This is a genomic window from Streptomyces sp. NPDC001544 (assembly GCF_042894285.1).
Classification (GTDB): Bacteria; Actinomycetota; Actinomycetes; order Streptomycetales; family Streptomycetaceae; genus Streptomyces.
The window spans coordinates 34,850-53,821 of sequence record NZ_JBIAVN010000016.1 but is presented as its reverse complement, the minus strand read 5'-3'; the positions used below and the strand labels follow the sequence as shown (position 1 = coordinate 53,821).

Here is an 18,972-nt window from a genome sequence, read left to right as displayed (position 1 = left end):
GGGCCAGGGGGTGTGGGTGGCGGAGCCCCCACAACGCGCGGCGAAGCCGCGCAGACACGACGATGGCGACCCGGGTCCGCGCTTTTTGCGGACATGGGTCGCCATCGTCATCGTGCGCCGCCAGGGACTCGAACCCCGGACCCGCTGATTAAGAGTCAGCTGCTCTAACCAACTGAGCTAGCGGCGCATGACTCCCGCCTTCCGCTTTCCGCGGTCGGCGACGAAGAAAATACTACCCGGTCCCGAGGGGTGCTCGTGACCAGGTGGGCCCGTGCTAGATCGCCAGCGACAGCAGCACCGGCGCCGCGTTCCGGTTGAGGGCGTCCGCGGCCTGGCGCAGCCGGTGGGCGTGCTCGACCGGGAGCGACAGCGCGAGGCAGCCGACCGAGGCGCCCGCCGTGATCGGGACCGCCGCGCAGACCGTGCCGACCGCGTACTCCTGGAGGTCCAGGACGGGCACCGTCGGCGGCTGGGACTCCAGACGGGACAGCAGCAGCTTGTCGCTGGTGATGGTGCGCGAGGTGAGGCGGGCCATCTTGTGGCGGGAGAGGTGGTCGCGCCGGGCGTTGTGGTCGAGCTGGGTGAGCAGGCTCTTGCCGACGGCGGTGGCGTGGGCGGAGTAGCGGAAGTCGACCCACTCGTTGACCGCGGGCGTGGCCGGGCTGTCCGCGTACTGGGTGACCTTGACCTCTCCGTCCAGGTACCGGCTCATGTAGACGGCCGCGCCGACCGAGTCGCGCAGCCGGTCGAGGGTGTGCTGCAGCTTCTCGCGCAGCGCACCCTCGCGGTCGTGGGCCGAGGAGAGGCGGGTGAAGGCCGCCCCGGTGACGTACGCCCCGTCGGCGACCTGCTCCACGTACCCCTCGCGGCGCAGCATGCGCAGCAGGGCGGTCAGGCGTTCGGGTCCCAGACGGGTGTGGCGGGCCAGTTCGGTGTCGGTCACCCCGGTGGTGTGGCGTGCCACGGTCTCCAGGACGCGCAGGGCGTCCTGGGCGGAGTGGTACGGGGCGGTCGGCTCGTGCTTCAGCGCCACGGTGTTCCCCCTGCGCTCGCTCTGTGGGCCGCGATCCGGACGGCGGATCCCTCTCACGATAACCGGCAAGAGCCGCAGGGGGAGCGGTTGTTGCCGAGAAAGTGGCCCGCGCGTGGCCTCCCAACTGCGGCGCAGGCTCATTGGCATATGCCGCAGTCATGTCACGACGTCGGGACCTCGGGTGATGGCGTGTTCACTTCCCGTAGTCAGAGGACCGCGCTGAGAAATTCCCGGGTCCGGTCCCGCTCCGGGTCGCCGAAGATCCTCTCCGGCGGCCCGGACTCGATGATCCGTCCGCCGTCGAACATCAGCACCTGGTCGGAGATGTCCCGTGCGAAGCCCATCTCGTGGGTCACGCAGAGCATCGTGATGTCGGTGGAGTGCGCGATGTCCCTGAGTACGTCGAGCACACCCGCGACCAGCTCCGGGTCGAGCGCGGAGGTCACCTCGTCCAGCAGCAGCACCTTGGGCCGCATCGCCAGCGCCCGGGCGATCGCGACCCGCTGCTGCTGGCCGCCGGAGAGCTGCGTCGGCCGGGCGTCCCGCTTGTCGGCCAGGCCCACCAGCTCCAGCAGCTCCCTGGCCCGTGCCTCCGCCTCGTCCTTGGACATGCCGAGCACGGTCACCGGGGCCTCGGTGATGTTGCGCAGCACGGTCATGTTCGGGAACAGGTTGAACTGCTGGAACACCATCCCGATCTTCTTGCGGATCTCCCGCACCTGCTTCTCGGACGCCGGGAAGAGCTGCTCCCCGTCGACGGTGATCGTGCCCTCGTCCGGCCTGGTCAGGGTCATCAGCAGCCGCAGGATCGTGGTCTTGCCGGATCCGGACGGGCCGATCAGGGTGACGTGCTTGCCGGCGTCGACGGAGAAGTCCAGCTCGTCGAGCACGGTGTTCGTCCTGAACCGCTTGGTGATCCCTTCGAGCCTGATCAGCTCGCCCCCGCCGGCGGGCGGGTTGGCACGGGTGCCGGACTCCGGTTCTTTCGTCAGAGGGGTGTCAGCGGACAAGGCGTCGCTCCAGGGTTCGCAGAAGAAGGGAGGCCAGATAGGAGACGAGGATGAAGGCCACACCGATCACGGTGAGGGGCTCGGTGAACTGGAAGTGCTGCTGGGAGTAGAGCCGCGCCTGCCCGAGCATCTCCAGCACGGTGATCACCATCAGCATCGGCGTGTCCTTGAGCATCGAGATCACGTAGTTGCCGAGGGCGGGGACGACGCGGCGGATCGCCTGCGGCAGGATCACCGCGGTCCAGGTCCGCCGGCGGGGCAGGTTCAGTGCCGTCGCGGCCTCCCACTGGCCGACGGGCACCGCCTCGATGCCGGCCCGGTAGACCTGCATCGTGTAGGTCGAGTAGTGCAGGCCGATCGCGAAGACGCCGGTGGCCAGTGCCGAGAAGGTCAGGCCCCACTCGGGCAGCACGTAGAAGAGGAAGAACAGCTGCACCAGCAGCGGCGTGTTGCGGACGAACTCGGTGACGACCCCCACCGGCCAGCGCACCCACCGGGTCGGCGCCCGCATGAGCAGCGCCCACACCAGACCCAGCGCGAACGAGATCAGCGAGCCGAGGGCCAGCGCCTGCAGCGTGACCCGCAGGCCTTCCCAGAACTGCGGCATGAAGCCGCTCACGGCGCTCCAGTCCCACTTCATGCGGCACCTCCACTGGCGGCACCCACGCCGGTCGTCTGCGCGCGCTTGAGCTGACGCGCCTTCTTCTCCGTCCCGACGTCCTTGCCGATCCCGGCCCGCAGCCGCTTCTCCAGGGCCCGCATGAGCCGGGTGAGCACGAAGGCGATCGCGAAGTAGATCAGCAGGACGTACGTGTAGATCTCCGCGCTCTGCTGGAGCGCCAGCCGCACCAGGTTGGCGCTGAAGGTCAGATCGCCCATGCCCATGACGGAGACCAGCGCGGTCCCCTTGAGCAGCTCGATCAGCAGGTTGCAGAACGACGGGATCGTCTCGGGCACGGCCTGCGGCAGCAGGATCAGCCGCAGCCGCTGCCACGGCGTGAAGCTGAGCGCGATCCCGCCCTCCAGCTGTGCCGGGTCGACGGCCTTCAGCGCACCGCGCACGATCTCCGCGCCGTACGCCCCGTAGGTGAGCCCGAGTGCCAGGGTGCCGGCCCACATGGGCACCAGCTGCCAGCCGAAGGCGATCGGCAGCACGAAGAACACCCAGAAGATCATCACCAGCGCCGAGGTGCCGCGGAACACCTCGGTGTACAGACCGGCGACGAACCGGACGATCCACAGCCGGTGGGTGCGCGCGACGCCCGCGACGAAGGAGACGACGGCGGCCAGCAGCGCGCTGAACACCAGGAGCTGGACCGTGGTCCAGACTCCCTCGAGTACGAGTTTCCAGAGCCCTGTGGTCATTCGCCGCACAGCTCCTTCGCGGTGAGATCGGTCATCTCCGCCTTGGTGAAGCCGAAGGGCCGCAGGATGCGGAACAGCTCCCCGCTCTTTTTCAGCTTGCGCAGCTCGACGTTGAAGGCGTCCCGGAGCCGGGTCTCGGTCGGCCGGAACGCGAAAGCGCCGCCGTCCACGTGCGGTTTGCCGTCGACGAGCGGCGCGAAGGGTTCGGTCGCCTCGGCCTTGGCCGATTTCTTCACCACCTCGCGGGTGGTGAGGGCGGTTCCGGCGAACACGTCGACGCGTCCGGCCTCCACCGCGTTCAGTCCCGCCACCTGGTCCGGGACGATCAGGATGTCACTCTGCTTGTACCCCGCGTCCACGGCGTACTGGATCTCGGCGTATCCGGTCCCGGTGGCGAACTTCGCCTTCTTCTCCACGCAGTCCTTGTAGTTGTGCAGGCCTTTCGGGTTGCCCTTGCGGACAATGAAGGAGTCGAGCATCTGGTAGTCGGGATCCGCGAAGATCACCTGCTTGCAGCGCTCGGCGTTGACGTACATCCCGGCGGCCACGACGTCGAACTGCTGGGAGTTCAGGCCGGGGATGAGCGAACCGAACTCCGTCGGCACCGGCTGCACCCGGTCCACCCCGAGCCGCTTGAAGATCACCCGGGCCAATTCCGGCGCCTCGCCGGTGAGCTGCCCGTTCTTGTCTATGTACCCGAAGGGGATCTCGCCCGCGATGCCGAGGCGTACGACGCCCTGGCCGCGGAGCCGGTCGAGCAGTTCGCCGCCGTTGGTGCCGGCCGCGGTGGCCACGCGCGTGCAGCCCGCCGCGCCCAGCGCACCGGCCGCCGCGAGGCCCGCGAGCACCGAACGGCGGGTGTGTCTGCGTTCGTATCCGCTTGTGTGATCGTCGTACCCGAGTGGTGGAGCCATGGCGGCGCGGCTACCCAGACGCAAGACACTTATGCGCCACCGTTTTCACGCGCCCGCGGCGGTACCCCGCCCCTGCGGGGTACTCGTACCGCTTGCCGGAAGAACCGCAGGAGGGCAGGACATGACCGCACTCGGAATCCTCTACCCGGGTCACTTCGCCGAGGACGACTATCCGCGCATCGAGCAGCTCCTCGGCAGTGACATCCGGGTGGACCTGGTCCACACCGAGACCGGGGAGGACAGTCACCGGCTGGACGCGCTGCGGGAGATGGGCTCGCCCGAGCGGCTCGCACGGGGGGTGGAGGGACTGCGGCTGTCGGGCGCGGAGGCGGTCGTGTGGGCGTCCACCAGCGGCAGCTTCGTCTCGGGCTGGGAGGGTGCCCACGAGCAGGTGCGCGCGCTGGCCCGGATGGCGGGCCTGCCGGCCTCCTCGACGTCCTTCGCCTTCGTGCACGCGGTGCGGGAGCTGGGGGTGCGGCGGGTGGCCGTCGCGGCGCCGTATCCGGACGAGGTGGCGGGGTTGTTCTCGGACTTTCTGCGGGCCGGGGGCGTCGAGGTGGCCGGGGTGCGCGCCGCCGGGGCCGTGACGGCGCGGGAGGTCGCGGGGTGGGGCGAGGCGGAGACGCTGGAGCTGGCCCGGGCGGCGGACGTCTCCGGGGCGGAGGCGGTGGTGCTGCCGGACACCGCGCTGCACACCGCGGCTCACGTCCCGCTGCTCGAGAAGACCCTGGGCAAGCCGGTGCTCACGGCCAACCAGGTGACGGTGTGGGAGGGGCTGCGGCTGGCCGACCGGCGGGTCAACGCGCCGGAGCTGGGGGCGTTGTTCACCCGGGAGCCGATCGTGCAGGTCTGAGCGCCCGGCGGGCACCAGGCCGCGCGGAGCCCCCGGGAATAAGCGGAGACTCCCTCCTGTTAAGGCTCTCGCAGGCCACCGCCGAGTAACAGGAGGCACCCACCGTGTCGGCAGACGAGATCCGGGGAACCGTGCAGGGGACCGCCCCCGTTCCCCTCTCCGTGCTGGATCTGGTGACCGTCGGTGCGGGGAGCACCGCCACCGACGCGCTGCGGACCAGTGTGGAGCTGGCGCGGCTCGCGGAGTCGCGGGGGTTCCACCGGTACTGGGTGGCCGAGCACCACTCGATGCCGGGGGTGGCCTCCTCCTCGCCGGCGGTGATCCTGGCGCACCTGGCCGCGCACACCGAGCGGATCCGGCTCGGGTCGGGCGGCGTGATGCTGCCCAACCACGCACCCCTGGTCATCGCCGAGCAGTTCGGGACGCTGGAGGCCATGGCGCCGGGGCGGATCGACCTGGGGCTCGGGCGGGCGCCGGGCACCGACGGCGCCACCGCGGCGGCGCTGCGGCGGACGGACACGCTGAACGAGGGCGCCGACGACTTCCCCCAGCAGCTCGCCGAGCTCACCCGGTTCCTCGACGACGACTTCCCCGACGGGCACCCGTACCGCAGGATCCACGCCGTACCGGGCCCGGTGCAGGCGACCTCCCCGGGCGGTGTCCAGTCACCGCACCGGCCGCCGGTCTGGCTCCTCGGGTCGTCCGGGTTCAGCGCCCGGCTCGCCGGTCTGCTCGGGCTGCCGTTCGCCTTCGCGCACCACTTCTCGGCGCACAACACCATTCCGGCCCTGGACCTGTACCGGGAGACCTTCCGGCCGTCCGCGGTGCTCGACGAGCCGTACGCCCTCATCGGGGTCTCCGCCCTGGCCGCGGACGACGAGAAGGAGGCACGCCGGCAGGTGCGTGCCACGGCGCTGAACATGGTGCGCCTGCGCACCGGGCGGCCCGGGCTCTTCCCCAGCCCGGAGGAGGCCGAGGCGCACGAGTTCAGCCCGATGGAGGAGGAGTTCGTCGCCTCCTGGGCCGGAAACATCGTGCACGGAACGGCCGACGAGGTGCGGACCGGGCTCGACGAGCTGCACAAGCGCACCGGGGCCGACGAGTTGATGCTCACCTCGCACGCGCACCGAGGTGAGCTGCGGCTGCGGTCCTACGAACTCATCGCGGACGCCTACGGGTTGCCCACCGCGTAGGCCTGGGTGCCGCCCAGCAGCTCGGAGATACGATCCGGCGGCACCGGACGGGAGTACAGCCACCCCTGGCCGGTGTCGCACCCGATCCGCCGCAGCCGGGTCGCCTGGGCGGAGGTCTCCACGCACTCGGCGGTGACCGTGAGGCCCAGGCGGTGGGCCAGTTGGACCATCGCCTCGACGATGACCTCGTCGGCCGGGTTCGGCGGGGTGGCGCTCGCGTCGCCCGACTCCTCGTACTGGAAGCCGCGCACGAAGGAACCGTCCAGTTTCAGGCCGGACACCGGCAGGCGGCTGAGGTAGGCCAGGTTCGAGTAGCCGGTGCCGAAGTCGTCGATGGCGATGCCGACGCCCATGTCGCTGAGGGCCTTCAGGGCCTGCAGCGGGCGGCCGGCCGAGCCCATCACCGCCGACTCGGTGAGCTCCAGTTGCAGCAGGTGCGCAGGCAGGCCCGTCTCCGCCAGGACCTCCGCCACGTCCGCCACCAGGTCGGAGTCCCACACCTGGCGGACGGCCACGTTGACGCTCACGAAGATCGGCGGCTCGTCGGGGTGGTCGAGCTGCCAGCGGCGGGCCTGGCGGCAGGCGGTCGCCAGGGCCCAGCGGCCGAGCGGGACGATCGAGCCGTCCTCCTCGGCCAGTCCGATGAACCGATTCGGCGTCAACATCCCGAACTGCGGGTGGTTCCAGCGCACCAGGGCCTCGACACCGCGCAGCCGCCCGTCCTCCATCGCCACCAGCGGCTGGTACTCCAGCACGAACTCGCCCCGGTCGATGGCATGGCGGAGCGTGGACGACAGGGCCTGCCGGGTCATGCGGTGCGCGTTGCGCTCCGGGTCGAACAGGGTCCAGCGGGCCTTTCCGTCGGCCTTCGCCCAGTACAGGGTCGTGTCGGCGGCCTGCATCAGGCCGGTCGCGGTGGTGCCGGCCGCGTGGCGTTCGACGACGCCGATCGAGGCGGACAACGACAGCCGCCGGCCCGCGAGATCGAAGGGTTCCTGGATGGCCTCCAGCGCCGACTCGGCGAGTTCGGCGAGCTGTTCCGTCCCCGTGGAGTCCTCCACGAGGAGCGCGAACTCGTCACCGCCGAGCCGCGCCACCAAGGGCGTGCCCGAGCGGGCGTGGCCGGCCTCGTCGGCCACCCGGGTCAGCCGGTCGGCGACGGCGGCCAGCAGACGGTCGCCGACGCGGTGGCCGAGGGTGTCGTTGACCGCCTTGAAGCCGTCCAGGTCCAGATAGCACAGCCCGATCCGCCCGGTGCCGCTCTGCTCGTACGACTCCGCCTCCAGCGCCGCGGACAGGCGCTCGAAGAACAGGGTGCGGTTGGGCAGCCGGGTCACCGGGTCGTGCATCTGCAAGTGCCTGAGCCGGGCCTGGAGTTCGCGGCGGGCGCTGATGTCGGCGACCGACAGCAGGACGGCCGGCCGGGCGCCCGGCTCGGCGTCGGGCGGGGTGTCCGCGAGGGGAGCGACCGTGACCTGGACCCACAGCGAGTGGCCGTCGGGGTGCTTCAGCGGGCGGGTGCAGCGCAGCCTGGTCTGCCGGCCCTGCAGGACCTCGCGGTAGGCGTGCCGGATACGGGTGTCGGAGTCCAGGTCCACCAGGTCGGCGGCGACCCGCCCGGGCAGCGCGGCCGGATCGGTGCCGAGGAGGGCGCAGAAGGCGGCGTTGGCGTCGGCGACCAGGCCTTCGCCGTCGACGACCGCCATCGCGAGCGGAGCGGTCGCGAAGACGGAGCGGTAGGAGTGCGGCGGGGGGTCGGGAGCGCGGCTGCCGGCCCCGGCGCGGGCCCCCGCACGGGGAGGCGCCGAATTGTCACTCTCTGTGACGGCTGACCGGTCGAGGTCTGCCGCGGGCGTCGGCCCTTCGGACGTTCCGCTCACCGCTCGCTCCCGCAGTGCACTCGATCGCTGTCCGCGCAGGAAAGTGTGCCGATCATAGAGGCTGGCCCAGGGGCCTTCCAGTCGCTGTCCAGTCTCCCGGATCGCCCGACGGCTCCGACAGATCGTTTCTGCCCGTCCGTGCGCGGGTTCTCAGGCCCTCTGACCGGTTGTGACGTTCCGTGAGTGATTCGGGGTGTCGGCCATTCGTGGCACTTCTTCGGCCCTCACCCTTCTGGTGCAGGCAAACAGGGCGCGACGCGACAAACATGCACAAGCTGGGTGCGGTGTCCCGTGAATCGCACCCGGAGGTTCCCGTGCCGCGTCAGCTGCCCCTCAAGCGGCTTTCCCGTGCGGCCGTTGCGAGGCTCGGCCGGGCCGGCGCCCGGCCCCGGCTGCGCAGCACCGCCGCCGTGTGCACCACCATGTCGGCGCTCGCCGCGACCTCGATCCTCGGCGGCCCCTCGGTCGCCGAGCCGTTCACCGCGGCGCCGTGCGCCCTGAAGAGGAGCGACGCGCACCACTCGGAGGGCGTGGACACCTGGAACGCCGCCTACACCCGCCCCTCCCGCCCGCTCCAGGCGGTCCTGGTGTTCCTGTCCTTCCCGGACTCCACCCCCGGCACCACGCCAGCCGAACTGACCGCCGACCACTTCCCGGCCACCAGCCGGTTCTACGAACGCGCCTCCTACGGCCGGTTCACCCTGCATCCGCATCCGCTCCGGCGCTGGCTGCGCATGCCGCAGCCGTCGACGTCGTACGCCATGAGGCGGGACTGGGACCCGGAACGCCGGGCCGCCTACCTGCGCGACGCGTTCGCCGTGGCCGACCCTGCGGTGGACTTCTCGCGCTACGACGTCGTGTACTTCGTCGCCGACCCGGACGCGCCCGGCGTGGACTCGGACGCGACGAAGGTGGTCAACCTGAACACGCCGCTGCGCGTCGACGGCACGGACGTCCGGCGGGTGGTCACCGTCTTCGAGCAGCATCCGCCGGACCGGCTGGTGCTGGCGCACGAGACCGGGCACGTCTTCGACCTGCCGGACCTGTACCACCGCCCGGTGGACGGCAAGGGGGACTGGGACACCTACGTCGGGGACTGGGACCTGATGGGCAGCCAGTTCGGGCTGGCCCCCGACCTCTTCGCCTGGCACAAGTGGAAGCTGGGCTGGCTGGGGCCGCGCCAGGTGGTGTGCGTGCGGGGCCGCGGACCCACCCGGCTGACCCTGGAACCCCTGGCCGCGGGTCCGGGCACCACCGTCGCGGACACCTCGGGCGCCCCCGCCTTCGGGCTCGGCGACGGCGTGAAACTGGCCCTCGTGCGCACCGGTCCCGAGTCCGTCCTGGCCTTCGAGGCGCGCGGCCCGGCCGGGAACGACCGCGCGGCCTGCCGGCCGGGCGTGCTGGTGTACCGGGTGCGCGGCGGGGCGCAGTCCGGGGACGGGCCGATCCAGGTGGTCGACGCCCACCCGCGCACCGAGGCCTGCTGGGAGAACTCCGTGTACCCGCCCCTGGCCGACGCGCCGGTCGCCCTGGGGGAGAGCTTCACGGTGCCGGGCGACGGTGTACGGGTGGAGGTGGAGGACCGGACCCCGTCCGGGGCGTGGACGGTGAAGATCACGCCGGGGGCGGGGGCGGGGGCGGGGGAGCGGGCTGAACATGATCTCTAGCGGACAACGACAGAGGGTCACGTTCGCAAGAACGTGACCCTCTGGTGTCGGTGCGCCGCCAGGGACTCGAACCCCGGACCCGCTGATTAAGAGTCAGCTGCTCTAACCAACTGAGCTAGCGGCGCCTGCTGACGTCGTAGACCTTAGCATCCTGTTCGGCGGGAGGAAAAATCGATATCCGCACCGCCGCGCGGGCCGCCCGGACGGCCGCCCACACCGCCACCTCCGGGCCGGGCAGCCACGGATTCCGGGAGTCGGGGGCCACCAGCCACCGCGCACCGCCCGGGGCGGGGCCGTCACCGTTGGTGAGCGCCGGGACGGTCACGGCGTCCCCTCTGCCGTGGCAGAGCAGGGGCGGAATGGCCCAGCCCCACTCCTCCCAGGCCAGCAGGGAGGGCAGCCGCTGCGCCGTACCGGGCGCGGTGAACAGCAGCACCCGGCCCCGGAACGCCGCCACCGGACCGGAGCCCGGCCCGTCGTGCCAGAGCCGGTCCAGCATCCGCCGTCCGAAGATCGCCGGTGCGCTCACCACGTCGAAGGCATGCCCGCACGACAGCACCGCCGTCGCCGAGCCGCTCCGCGGATACGCCCCCGCGCCGGCCAGCCATTCGGCGCCGTCGGGGGTGACGCCGGTGACCCCGGCGGTCCTGGCGAAGTCGTCCCGTGCGCTGCTCATACCGACTACCTCTACCGTCGGTGAGCGGCCCGTTCCCCTGAGTTGCGGGAAACGGCTGCACGAGGGGGCGGGAAGGGGTATCTTGCCCGCCTGGCATATGCCGGGGGAGACCCGGGGTGGTCACAAGGGGTCTGTGGACCCCCGTCCCTCGGCGACGGTGCCCCGCATCAGGTCGCGCCCGAACTCCACCATCTTCTTGGCGTAGTCCTCGGTCCACTCCGCCCGCTCGGCGATGTCCGCCGGCGTCAGCCGGTCGAACCGCCGGGGATCGGCGAGCTGGGCCGCCGCGATGGCCTGGAACTCCACCGCCCGGTCGGTCGCCGCCCGGAACGCCTGCGTCAGCTCCGTCGCCCGCGCCAGCAGCGCCCGCGGATCCTCGATCGACTCCAGGTCGAAGAAGTGCTCCGGGTCGTCGACCGCCTCGGCGGGCTCGAAGAGCAGTGGCGCGGGGCGTAGCCGCGGTTCGTTCCGACGCGGCGTGGGCTCCGCCATGTCCTTGTCCTCCTCGTACGGTTCGAATGGGGCGCCGCCCTCCGGGTGGGCCACCCTCCATTGTCCCGCCTCCGCGCAAGACGGCGCCGAACGTTGAGGCAACACGACCGGGCCATCCGGTGTTCCACGCGACCCGCCGGGCCCGCGGTCACCCGGAGGTCGGCTGTGGGCCGGTTGCCGGAGGGCGGTCAGGCGCCCCAGGTCACCCGGTGCTCGGACAGGTGTGCCAGCACCGCATGGTTCGCCTCCCAGCCGTCCGGGCTGTGTCCATCGGCCGTCTCCGGCGGCGTGCCGGACTCCGTCCGGCGGTCGGGTGGCGGCAGGCTGACGCCTGTGGCCGGTTGCCAGAGAGGCGGTCAAGGGCGCCAGGTCACCCGGTGCTCGGACAGGTGTGCCAGCACCGCGTGGTGCGCCTCCCAGCCGTCCGGGCTGTGTCCATCGGCCGTCTCCGGCGGCGTGCCGGACTCCGTCCGGCGGTCGGGTGGCGGCAGGCTGACGCCTGTGGGTCGGTTGCCGGAGAGGCGGTCAGGGGCGCCAGGTCACCCGGTGCTCGGACAGGTGTGCCAGCACCGCATGGTTCGCCTCCCAGCCGTCCGGGAACTTCACCACCGTTCCGAGCTGGACCGGCTCGGTCGACGGGTAGTCGTCCAGCAGCTCGCCCACTCCCGCCCGGCACACCACGATGCACGCCTGACGGTGCCGGGAGGCGAGCACGCACAGGCGGCCCGTCTCCAGATGGAAGGCGGTGGCGTCGGGGCGGCCGGACAGCGGATGCAGGACGACCGTGACGTCGAACTCCCGGCCCTGCAGCCGGTTCGCCGTGTCCACGGTCACGTCGGCCACGCCCAGCTCGGCCAGCGCCGCCCGTACCGCCGCCGCCTGGTCACGGTGGGCGGTGCCGACCGCGATCCGGTCGGCGGTGAGCGGGGCCGGGTCCGGCGAGCGCTCCGAGGTCGCCGCGCCGCCCCGGTCCAGCAGCCGCCGGACCACCGTGGCCACCGCCCGTACCGCCTCGGGATCCGTCCTCGGCGTGTGCCGCGCGGGCAGCTCCAGCAGCCCCCAGCCCGAGACCGCCGCCTCGTCGATCACCCGGTCGGGGCCCGAACCGTCCGACGGGACGGCGAAGGCCAGACGGCGGTCACCGTGGTCCGTGCCGCTGCGGAACGGGGTGTACGGGTAGAACGCGTCGGAGACCAGCGGCGCCGCCGACGCCGGAAGCCGCCACGACACCGGCAGCCGGTGCTGCGGCAGTTCCGGGTTGTGCGCGAGCAGCGTCGTCACGGCCGAGGCGGACGGGTCGTAGGACAGGCCCGCCCACTGCTCGCTGCCCACGATCGCGAACGGGTCCAGTTGCCCCGGGTCACCCACGAACAGCGCCCGTTCGAACAGCCCGGCCACGGCGAGCAGCGCGTCCGAGCGCATCTGGTACGCCTCGTCGACGATGGCGTGCCGCCACGGCTCGTCCACCTTCACGTGCGCCCACTTCGCGGCGGTGGACAGGACCACCGGGATCCCGGCCAGGTCACCGGCCTTCGCGGACTTCCGGACGTTCGGCAGGTCGTCCAGCGCCTTGTCGTACGGGTCGGTGTCGCTGCTGTGCAGACGGCCGACGGGCAGTTCGGGGTTCTTCTCGGCGAGCCGGAGCACCAGGTCGTCGACCTGGGCGTTGGTCTGCGCGATCACCATCAGCGGGCGCCCGGCGTCGGCGAGTTCCAGCGCCGCGCGGACGACGAGGGTCGACTTGCCGGCGCCCGGCGGGGAGTCCACGACCACGCCCCGGTGGGCGCCGTGCAGGGTGTCGCCCAGGATCGCGTCGGTGGCCCGCGCGGCCGCGGCCCCGGGGTCGAACACGGCCTCGGTGGTCACAGCACGTCCTCCTCGGTGACGGGATCGGCGGCCTCCGGCACGGCCACCGCCTCACCCGGCGGCCCGCCGTGCGTCCACGGCGTCTCCTCCGGGTCGGGCAGCTTCGCCCCGCCGCGCTGCTCGTGCTCGAACAGGGTGAAGCAGATCCGGTCGCCCTTCTCCGGCACCGACCCGGCCTCGGGCTCCTTGCCGCGGCCCATCTTGTCGACGATCCGCAGGACGATCAGCCCCTCACCCTCGGAGCCGGCGGACCCGACGAACTCGGCCGCCTGCGGCTTCCCGCCCAGCGAGCGGTACACCTTCGCCCGCTCCCCGAGATGCGGCCGGTCCTCGGTGCGCAGCGTCACCAACGGGCGCGGGCTGGGCCGCTTGCCCTCGCCGTACGCCATGACGACGTCCATGACCTCCCCCGTGAACGCCTCCCCGGCCAGCCTCCGCCCCGCCATCACGAGCGGGTCGTCGAGCGCCTCCTGCGCCTCCAGCCGGGCCTGTTCCCGCTCGCGCGTGGCCAGTTTGTTGGCCGCCGTCACCGCGTCGTCGCGGCGCGGCTGCGGCGGCTCCCCGGCGAGCACCCGGTCGCGGTGGCCGGTGAACGACCACCGGTCGCGGGTCCACCGCTCCTCGACATGCGCCCCCTCGGGCAGTTCGCGCAGCAGGTCGACACCCCGCCACACCGCATCCCAGGTGGGCCGGACCCGGCTCTCCACCAGGTCGCGGATCTCCCGCTCGGCCGCGGTGAGCGCGCCGAGCCGGTCGTCCGCCTGCAGGCCGTCCTCGGCGGCGGCGAGGGCGGTGCGGGCACGGTCGTAGCGCTCCAGGGCGGGGGCGAGCAGCTTGTTGTCGAACGCCGGGTCGGTGGCCGGACCCGCGGGCGGGCACAGCAACTGGCCGTCGGCGTCCCGCGCCAGCTCCGCCCGCAGCGCCTCCTCGGCGCCGGTGACGCCCTCCGGCGGGTCGATCCAGGCGAGCAGCGCACCGAGGTGCTGGTCCTCCAGGCTGGACTGCCCGGTCGCCCAGTGCCGCGACAGCACGTCCGTCAGGGCCAGCAGCAGCGAGGAGCCGGGCACCCGGGCGCGCTCCCCGAAGTGCGTCAGCCACCGCCCGAGCAACGGCACCCGGGGCGGCGCCGGATAGGGCGCCTCCGGGTCCTGCTCCGCCGTGCGCCGGAACCGCATGGAGCGCCCGAGCAGCCGTACGAACTCCACGCCCGCGCGGCTCGGCACGATCAACTGCGGGGCGTCCGCGCACAGGTCGACCTCGACCTTGACCCGCTTGCCGGTCTCCGGGTCGGTCTCGGTGCGCTCGGCGGGCTCGACGGCGTCCGCGTACGAGTCGACGTACGGCAGGACGATGTCGGCGAGTTCGGCGAGGAACGCGAAGCGCAGGTCACGGTCGCGCGGCTGCGGTACGACCAGCAGGCGCGGCGCGTCCCGGTCGGTGCCGACCAGCGCACCGAGCGGGGCACCGGCCTCACCGGCGGTGGTGAGCGGCACGAACACCAGCGGCCGCTCGGAGAGATGCCGGTGCCGGACGGTCGCGGTCGGCCGGGCGCGGCCGGAGCTGACGGCCTCCAGCCGGGCGAGCGTGGTGATCAGGGACACGCGGCCACCTCCCGGCCGGACAGCGCCTCCGCCCGCAGGGCCGCCGCCCTGCGCAGCGCCGCCACCGCGGGATCCTCCGGGTCGCCGAGCTCGCCGCGGGCCGCCGCCAGGACGTCGTCCACCGTCGCCAGCCCGCCCAGTTCCGCGCGGACCGGGCGGCCCAGCGTGGTCACCGCGCCGGCCGCGCGGGAGCGTGCCCGGCAGTGGAAGGCCAGCTCGCAGGCGGCCAGGCACTCGGGCGCGTACGTCGCCGGGACCGACTCCACCGCCGCCGCCAACTCCTCGGCCGGCAGGCCCGGAGCGAAGCAGGTGCCCTCGGGAAGGTCGTCGGCGATGTCCTCGATCCGGGTGAGCCGGGCCAGCTGACGGGCGGTGACCGCGCGCTGCTTGCGGACGTCCACGGCGGAGGCGGTGGCCAGGTTGGAGAAGTCCCGGGGGCAGACCAGCAGGATGCGGTGGCGCACCCGCGGGGCGGGCTCCAGGCGTCCGGCGACGTCCTCGAGCGCCAGCACGTACACCGCGGCCTGCCGTGCGGCCGCGCCGACCTTCGCCGGGTCCGCGGAACCGTCCAACATCGGGAAGGACTTGATCTCCACGACCGTCCAGCTGCCGTCCGGGTGCACCACCACCGCGTCCGGCTCCAGGAACGCCGGGGAGCCCGCCACCTCCAGCGCCAGCATCGGATGGTCGAGCAGCGTCCAGCCGCCCGCCTCCACGGCCTCCCGCAGCGCCAGCGCCGTACGCGCCGTACGCCCCGCCGGGCCGGGCGCGGACAGATCCGGGACGTGGGTCTGCCCCGGCGGCTCGGCGCCCGGGTCCAGCCTGGCGTGCACCAGGCGCAGCAGCTCCGCGCCGCCGTCGGCCTTCACCCGCGCCTCGAACGCGTTGCCCCGGGTCAGGGCGAACTGCGACTGCCCGAAGGCGGACGGGGTGCCCAGCGCGCTCGCCACGGCCGCCTTGTCGACGCCCGCGCCGTCCAGGATCGCCCGCCGTCTGCACCCCGGGTTCGCGGCGAGCGCCGCGAGGGCGCGGGCGTCCAGTGCCTTGGCCGGTACGTCGGGGCCGCGCAGCTCAGCGAGCCGCTGCCGGAGCGCCGTCCCCCGCGTCGCTGGGGGCGGCGTCCGGTTCGGCTCCGGATCCGAGCCGCGGCTTACGCTGCCGTGGAATTCGCTCACCCGGGGAAGTCTGGCATCCGCCACTGACAATCGGGGCCTCTGTGTCCTGCGAGCCCGCCGTGACCACCGAGGTGCCCGGCACCAGCCGTGCCCGCAGCCGGTCCACGCCACGCGTCACGTACGGGGCCAGCAGCAGTCCGGCGCCCATCACGGCCGCGCCCGCCGCCGCGTCCAGGAAGTAGTGGTTGGCGGTGCCCATCACCACGATCGCGGTCAGCAGCGGGTAGGCGACGGCGGCGGCCTTGGTGAGGCGGGTGCCGCCGTACCGCCACAGCATCACCCCGCACCACAGCGCCCAGCCCACGTGCAGGCTCGGCATGGCCGCGTACTGGTTCGTCATGCCGCCCATGCCCCGCGGGGCGCTGGCCTCGGCGCCCCACCAGCCGTACGAGCTGTACTCGGCCATCGTGTCCACGAAGCCGTGGCCCGCCGAGAGGAGGCGGGGCGGGCAGGTGGGCAGCAGGGTGAAGCCGATCAGTCCTATGAACGTGGACGTCCACAGCCAGGTGCGGGCCGCGCGGTAGATGTCCTTGCGGGAGCGGAACAGCCACACCATGACCGCGGGCGTGACCACGTAGTGCAGGGACGCGTACCAGAAGTCGGCCGGGACGCCGAGCCACGGCTCGCGGGTGAACAGGCGGTTGAGCGGGTGCTCGGCGTTGAGGTGGAGGGCCTTCTCGAAGCGCAGGATCGCCAGGCCGTGGTCGACGGCGCCGGAGACGTCGGTCCGCGCGATCAGCCGGCCGGCCGTGTAGCAGCAGTACACCAGCAGGATCAGCGGAACTTCCGTCCACCACCGCAGCCGGGTCCGCGGGGACACCTCGGTTCCCGGTGTCTCGGTCTGCGGCATCCGATCGCCCTCCCCCTTCTGGTCTGCGGCGCCCCTTGGGCCGGGCGTGCCACTCTACGGCGTATCGCATCCTGCTAGGGCGGCGCTCCAGCCGTGATAGACGCCGGGATCGCCCGCCGGGTTGCCCGCAAACAGGGTGCGCGATGATGGAGGGGCCGCGCATCGGGTTTCTCCCCGACTGCTCCCCGACATCTCCCGGAAAGGTCCCCCCATGGCACCGCGCATCCTGCTGGCCCGGCACGGACAGACGGCCTGGTCGCTGTCCGGCAAGCACACCGGCAGGACCGACGTGCCCCTCCTGGAGGAGGGCCGCAGCGGCGCGAAACTGCTCGGTGAACGCCTCCACCGCGCGCCCTTCGACGGCCTGGCCGACGTCGAGGTCCGCACCAGCCCGCTGGCACGCGCGCGTGAGACGTGCGAACTCGCCGGGTTCGGCGAGCGTGCGGCCACCTGGGACGCGTTGATGGAGTGGGACTACGGCGCCTACGAGGGCATGACCCCCGAGGAGATACAGGCCGTCCGTCCCGGCTGGCTGATCTGGCGGGACGGCGTCCCCGAGGGGGAGACACTCGCCGAGGTGACGGCCCGGGCGGACGAGGTGGTGTCCTGGGCGCGGGCCGAGGACCGGGACGTCCTCGTGTTCGCCCACGGCCACATCCTGCGGTCCGTGGGCGCCCGGTGGCTGGGCCTGCCGCTGGACTTCGCCGCCCGGATCCGCCTCAACCCGACGTCGCTGTCCGTCCTCGGCTGGGCGTACGGGGAACCGGCGATCGAGAGCTGGAACGACCAGGGGCACCTGGCCGGTTGACCTCCCACGCGCGCGGGACGGTCACACCGTGCGCGGCAGCGTCGCGTGCCGGTCCAGGAACTGCGACACCCCGGAGGCACGCCGGTGCGGCAGCAGCACCCGCGCGGTCCCCGCGAGCATCGTCTGGATCCGCGACGACTGCACCTGGTCCAGCAGGTCCAGCACCCGCATCCCGGCCGACGCCGCCTCGTCGGGCCGGCCCCCGCGCGCGAGGTCGTCCGCGAGCTCGGCCGTGTACAGCGCGATGTTCCGGGTGAAGTGGGGATCCTGCAGCTGCGCCGCCCGCCGCGCGTGCCGGGCCGCCCGCGTCCAGTCGCCCAGCGTCGACCAGCACTGCGCCTCCAGCCCCTCCAGCTCGGCCTCGCCGTAGAAGCTCATCCACTCCGGGTCGGCGTCCGAGCGGCCCCGCCCGTACAGGGCCTGCGCCCGGGCGAGCGCCTGTGCGCAGCCGGTGCGGTCGGCGAGCCCGGCCCAGCCGCCCGCCTCGCGCAGCGCGAGCAGCGACATCAGGCGCGCGGATCCCAGCGCCCGCCCCACCCGCTGTGCGGCCTGCGCCGCCCGGACCGCTTCCCGGGGCCGTCCCGTGTCCCGGGCGAGGAAGGCCGTGTTGCAGAACGCGTGCGCCTCCAGAGCCGGGTCCCCGGTCATACGGGCGGTCGCGAGCGCCTCCGCGTAGTGCGAGCGGGCGTCGTCGAAGCGGCCGGAGTCGTGGGCCAGCCAGCCCACCGAGATGGCGAGTTCACCGGCTCCCGAGTGCAGCCGGTCGGCGGTCGTCTGCCGGGTCGCGCCGGCGTCGAGCAGCTCGTACGCGGCGCGCAGCGGAGCCGCCGCGCGCCGGTAGAGCCCGTCCGCGCCGTGCCGGTCGTCGAGCAGCCGGATGCGGCGGACGGCCTCCTCGAGAGCGGCCGCCTCCGAGGACCCGGCGCGGCGCACCGGCCGGTCCGCCGCCGCGGCCTCGATGGTGAACCCCAGGGGGCCCAGCGTGGCGGCGGCCACCGTGGCGCCTCCGCCCGTCATGAATGCGCGACGCAGCACGTCGCTCTCCTCGTGGTTCTCGTCGTTCTCGTGCGTGTCGTACGGGTCCTGCGTGTCATACGGGTCCAACGCCGCCCGCGTCTCACGCGTGGCGAACGCCGGACGCGGTGTGCGCGCGAGCAGCGCTTCCCCCGGTGGGCGCGCCCCGCGCCCGCGGACCGACGAGCGGGGCGCGAAGCCCAGGTCGGCGAGCGTGCGGCCGGGGAACATGTGCAGGAACACCCGTTCGTACGCGTAGTTCGGGCAGCGGATCTCGCCCGCCTCGACCCGGCCGATGTAGCGCGCGTCACAGCTCACCCGCTCGCCGATCTCACGGGCGGCCCGCCGTACCAGTGCGGCGAACTCGGCCGGTGAATGCCGGCCGCGCAGCTGCCGGAAGGCGAGGTTCGGCCGTGGGGGCCGTTCGTGCTGCGACGAGGTCACGGTTGACGACGCCATGGCCGGGTCCTCTCGTGCGAACCGTCGAACCATGCCGGATCGGGTGCGAGTTGTCCGAGTGGTGCCCCCGGTTCCGGCGGGCAAGAACGTACCTGCTGTGTCGGACCCGACACGCT

The 18,972-nt window shown here is 72.9% G+C and carries 17 protein-coding genes and 2 tRNA genes; 4 read left to right on the top strand and 15 right to left on the bottom strand.

The genetic code is table 11. The features are described 5' to 3' along the window. Positions 1–113: 113 nt before the first annotated feature. From ACFY0F_RS30940 to ehuB, 6 genes are all read right to left on the bottom strand, one after another. Positions 114–187 (bottom strand) — tRNA-Lys (locus ACFY0F_RS30940). Positions 188–274: 87 nt separating this feature from the next. Continuing rightward, entirely contained in the window at positions 275–1,033 is a 759-nt protein-coding gene (locus tag ACFY0F_RS30935) for an IclR family transcriptional regulator (RefSeq protein WP_388801518.1), read from the bottom strand. Positions 1,034–1,239: 206 nt separating this feature from the next. After that, on the bottom strand, positions 1,240–2,043 hold the full coding sequence (ehuA, locus tag ACFY0F_RS30930) for an ectoine/hydroxyectoine ABC transporter ATP-binding protein EhuA (protein WP_388801515.1): 804 nt from the start codon (positions 2,041–2,043) through the stop codon (positions 1,240–1,242). Then, entirely contained in the window at positions 2,033–2,683 is a 651-nt protein-coding gene (gene ehuD / locus ACFY0F_RS30925) for an ectoine/hydroxyectoine ABC transporter permease subunit EhuD (RefSeq protein ID WP_388801512.1), read from the bottom strand. Before ehuD ends, ehuA begins: the two co-directional genes overlap by 11 nt. Continuing rightward, a complete protein-coding gene (gene ehuC / locus ACFY0F_RS30920; RefSeq protein WP_388801509.1) occupies positions 2,680–3,408 on the bottom strand; it encodes an ectoine/hydroxyectoine ABC transporter permease subunit EhuC in 729 nt (242 codons plus the stop codon). Before ehuC ends, ehuD begins: the two co-directional genes overlap by 4 nt. After that, positions 3,405–4,322, bottom strand: a complete 918-nt coding sequence (ehuB, locus tag ACFY0F_RS30915; RefSeq protein WP_388801506.1) for an ectoine/hydroxyectoine ABC transporter substrate-binding protein EhuB — start codon at positions 4,320–4,322, stop codon at positions 3,405–3,407. Before ehuB ends, ehuC begins: the two co-directional genes overlap by 4 nt. A 121-nt stretch (positions 4,323–4,443) precedes the next feature. On the opposite strand from ehuB, the gene ACFY0F_RS30910 reads away from it, so the two are divergent. After that, on the top strand, positions 4,444–5,175 hold the full coding sequence (locus ACFY0F_RS30910; RefSeq protein WP_388801503.1) for a decarboxylase: 732 nt from the start codon (positions 4,444–4,446) through the stop codon (positions 5,173–5,175). Between the two features lie 104 nt (positions 5,176–5,279). Next, positions 5,280–6,368, top strand: coding sequence for an LLM class flavin-dependent oxidoreductase (locus ACFY0F_RS30905; protein ID WP_388801500.1), 1,089 nt, complete (start codon positions 5,280–5,282; stop codon positions 6,366–6,368). Here ACFY0F_RS30905 and ACFY0F_RS30900 read toward each other — a convergent pair. Continuing rightward, positions 6,347–8,248 (bottom strand): putative bifunctional diguanylate cyclase/phosphodiesterase, encoded by a 1,902-nt coding sequence (locus tag ACFY0F_RS30900; RefSeq protein ID WP_388801497.1) that lies wholly within the window; start codon positions 8,246–8,248, stop codon positions 6,347–6,349. The genes ACFY0F_RS30905 and ACFY0F_RS30900 overlap by 22 nt on opposite strands. Positions 8,249–8,562: 314 nt before the next feature. On the opposite strand from ACFY0F_RS30900, the gene ACFY0F_RS30895 reads away from it, so the two are divergent. Next, entirely contained in the window at positions 8,563–9,915 is a 1,353-nt protein-coding gene (locus ACFY0F_RS30895) for a M6 family metalloprotease domain-containing protein (RefSeq protein ID WP_388801494.1), read from the top strand. Positions 9,916–9,966: 51 nt separating this feature from the next. Here ACFY0F_RS30895 and ACFY0F_RS30890 read toward each other — a convergent pair. From ACFY0F_RS30890 to ACFY0F_RS30860, 7 genes are all read right to left on the bottom strand, one after another. Then, positions 9,967–10,040, bottom strand: a tRNA-Lys gene (locus ACFY0F_RS30890). Next, on the bottom strand, positions 10,031–10,591 hold the full coding sequence (locus ACFY0F_RS30885) for a hypothetical protein (RefSeq protein WP_388801491.1): 561 nt from the start codon (positions 10,589–10,591) through the stop codon (positions 10,031–10,033). The genes ACFY0F_RS30890 and ACFY0F_RS30885 overlap by 10 nt, the downstream gene beginning before the upstream one ends. A 120-nt stretch (positions 10,592–10,711) precedes the next feature. Continuing rightward, a complete protein-coding gene (locus ACFY0F_RS30880; RefSeq protein ID WP_388801488.1) occupies positions 10,712–11,083 on the bottom strand; it encodes a hypothetical protein in 372 nt (123 codons plus the stop codon). Positions 11,084–11,608: 525 nt separating this feature from the next. Continuing rightward, entirely contained in the window at positions 11,609–12,949 is a 1,341-nt protein-coding gene (locus ACFY0F_RS30875) for an AAA domain-containing protein (protein ID WP_388801485.1), read from the bottom strand. After that, positions 12,946–14,550: a hypothetical protein gene (locus ACFY0F_RS30870; RefSeq protein ID WP_388801483.1), complete on the bottom strand. Its 1,605-nt coding sequence runs from the start codon at positions 14,548–14,550 to the stop codon at positions 12,946–12,948. Before ACFY0F_RS30870 ends, ACFY0F_RS30875 begins: the two co-directional genes overlap by 4 nt. Further along, the gene (locus tag ACFY0F_RS30865) at positions 14,541–15,725 is read right to left on the bottom strand and encodes a hypothetical protein (protein WP_388801480.1); all 1,185 of its coding nucleotides are present in this window, start codon (positions 15,723–15,725) and stop codon (positions 14,541–14,543) included. Before ACFY0F_RS30865 ends, ACFY0F_RS30870 begins: the two co-directional genes overlap by 10 nt. Further along, positions 15,622–16,575, bottom strand: a complete 954-nt coding sequence (locus ACFY0F_RS30860) for a phosphatase PAP2 family protein (RefSeq protein WP_388801477.1) — start codon at positions 16,573–16,575, stop codon at positions 15,622–15,624. The genes ACFY0F_RS30865 and ACFY0F_RS30860 overlap by 104 nt, the downstream gene beginning before the upstream one ends. Positions 16,576–16,786: 211 nt before the next feature. Here ACFY0F_RS30860 and ACFY0F_RS30855 point away from each other — a divergent pair, with 211 nt between their 5' ends. Further along, the gene (locus ACFY0F_RS30855) at positions 16,787–17,383 is read left to right on the top strand and encodes a histidine phosphatase family protein (RefSeq protein WP_388801474.1); all 597 of its coding nucleotides are present in this window, start codon (positions 16,787–16,789) and stop codon (positions 17,381–17,383) included. A gap of 21 nt (positions 17,384–17,404) precedes the next feature. Here ACFY0F_RS30855 and ACFY0F_RS30850 read toward each other — a convergent pair whose 3' ends face one another. Beyond that, positions 17,405–18,856 carry a hypothetical protein gene (locus tag ACFY0F_RS30850; RefSeq protein ID WP_388801471.1) on the bottom strand — a complete coding sequence of 484 codons (1,452 nt, stop codon included), beginning with the start codon at positions 18,854–18,856 and terminating at the stop codon, positions 17,405–17,407. Between the last annotated feature and the right edge of the window lie 116 nt (positions 18,857–18,972).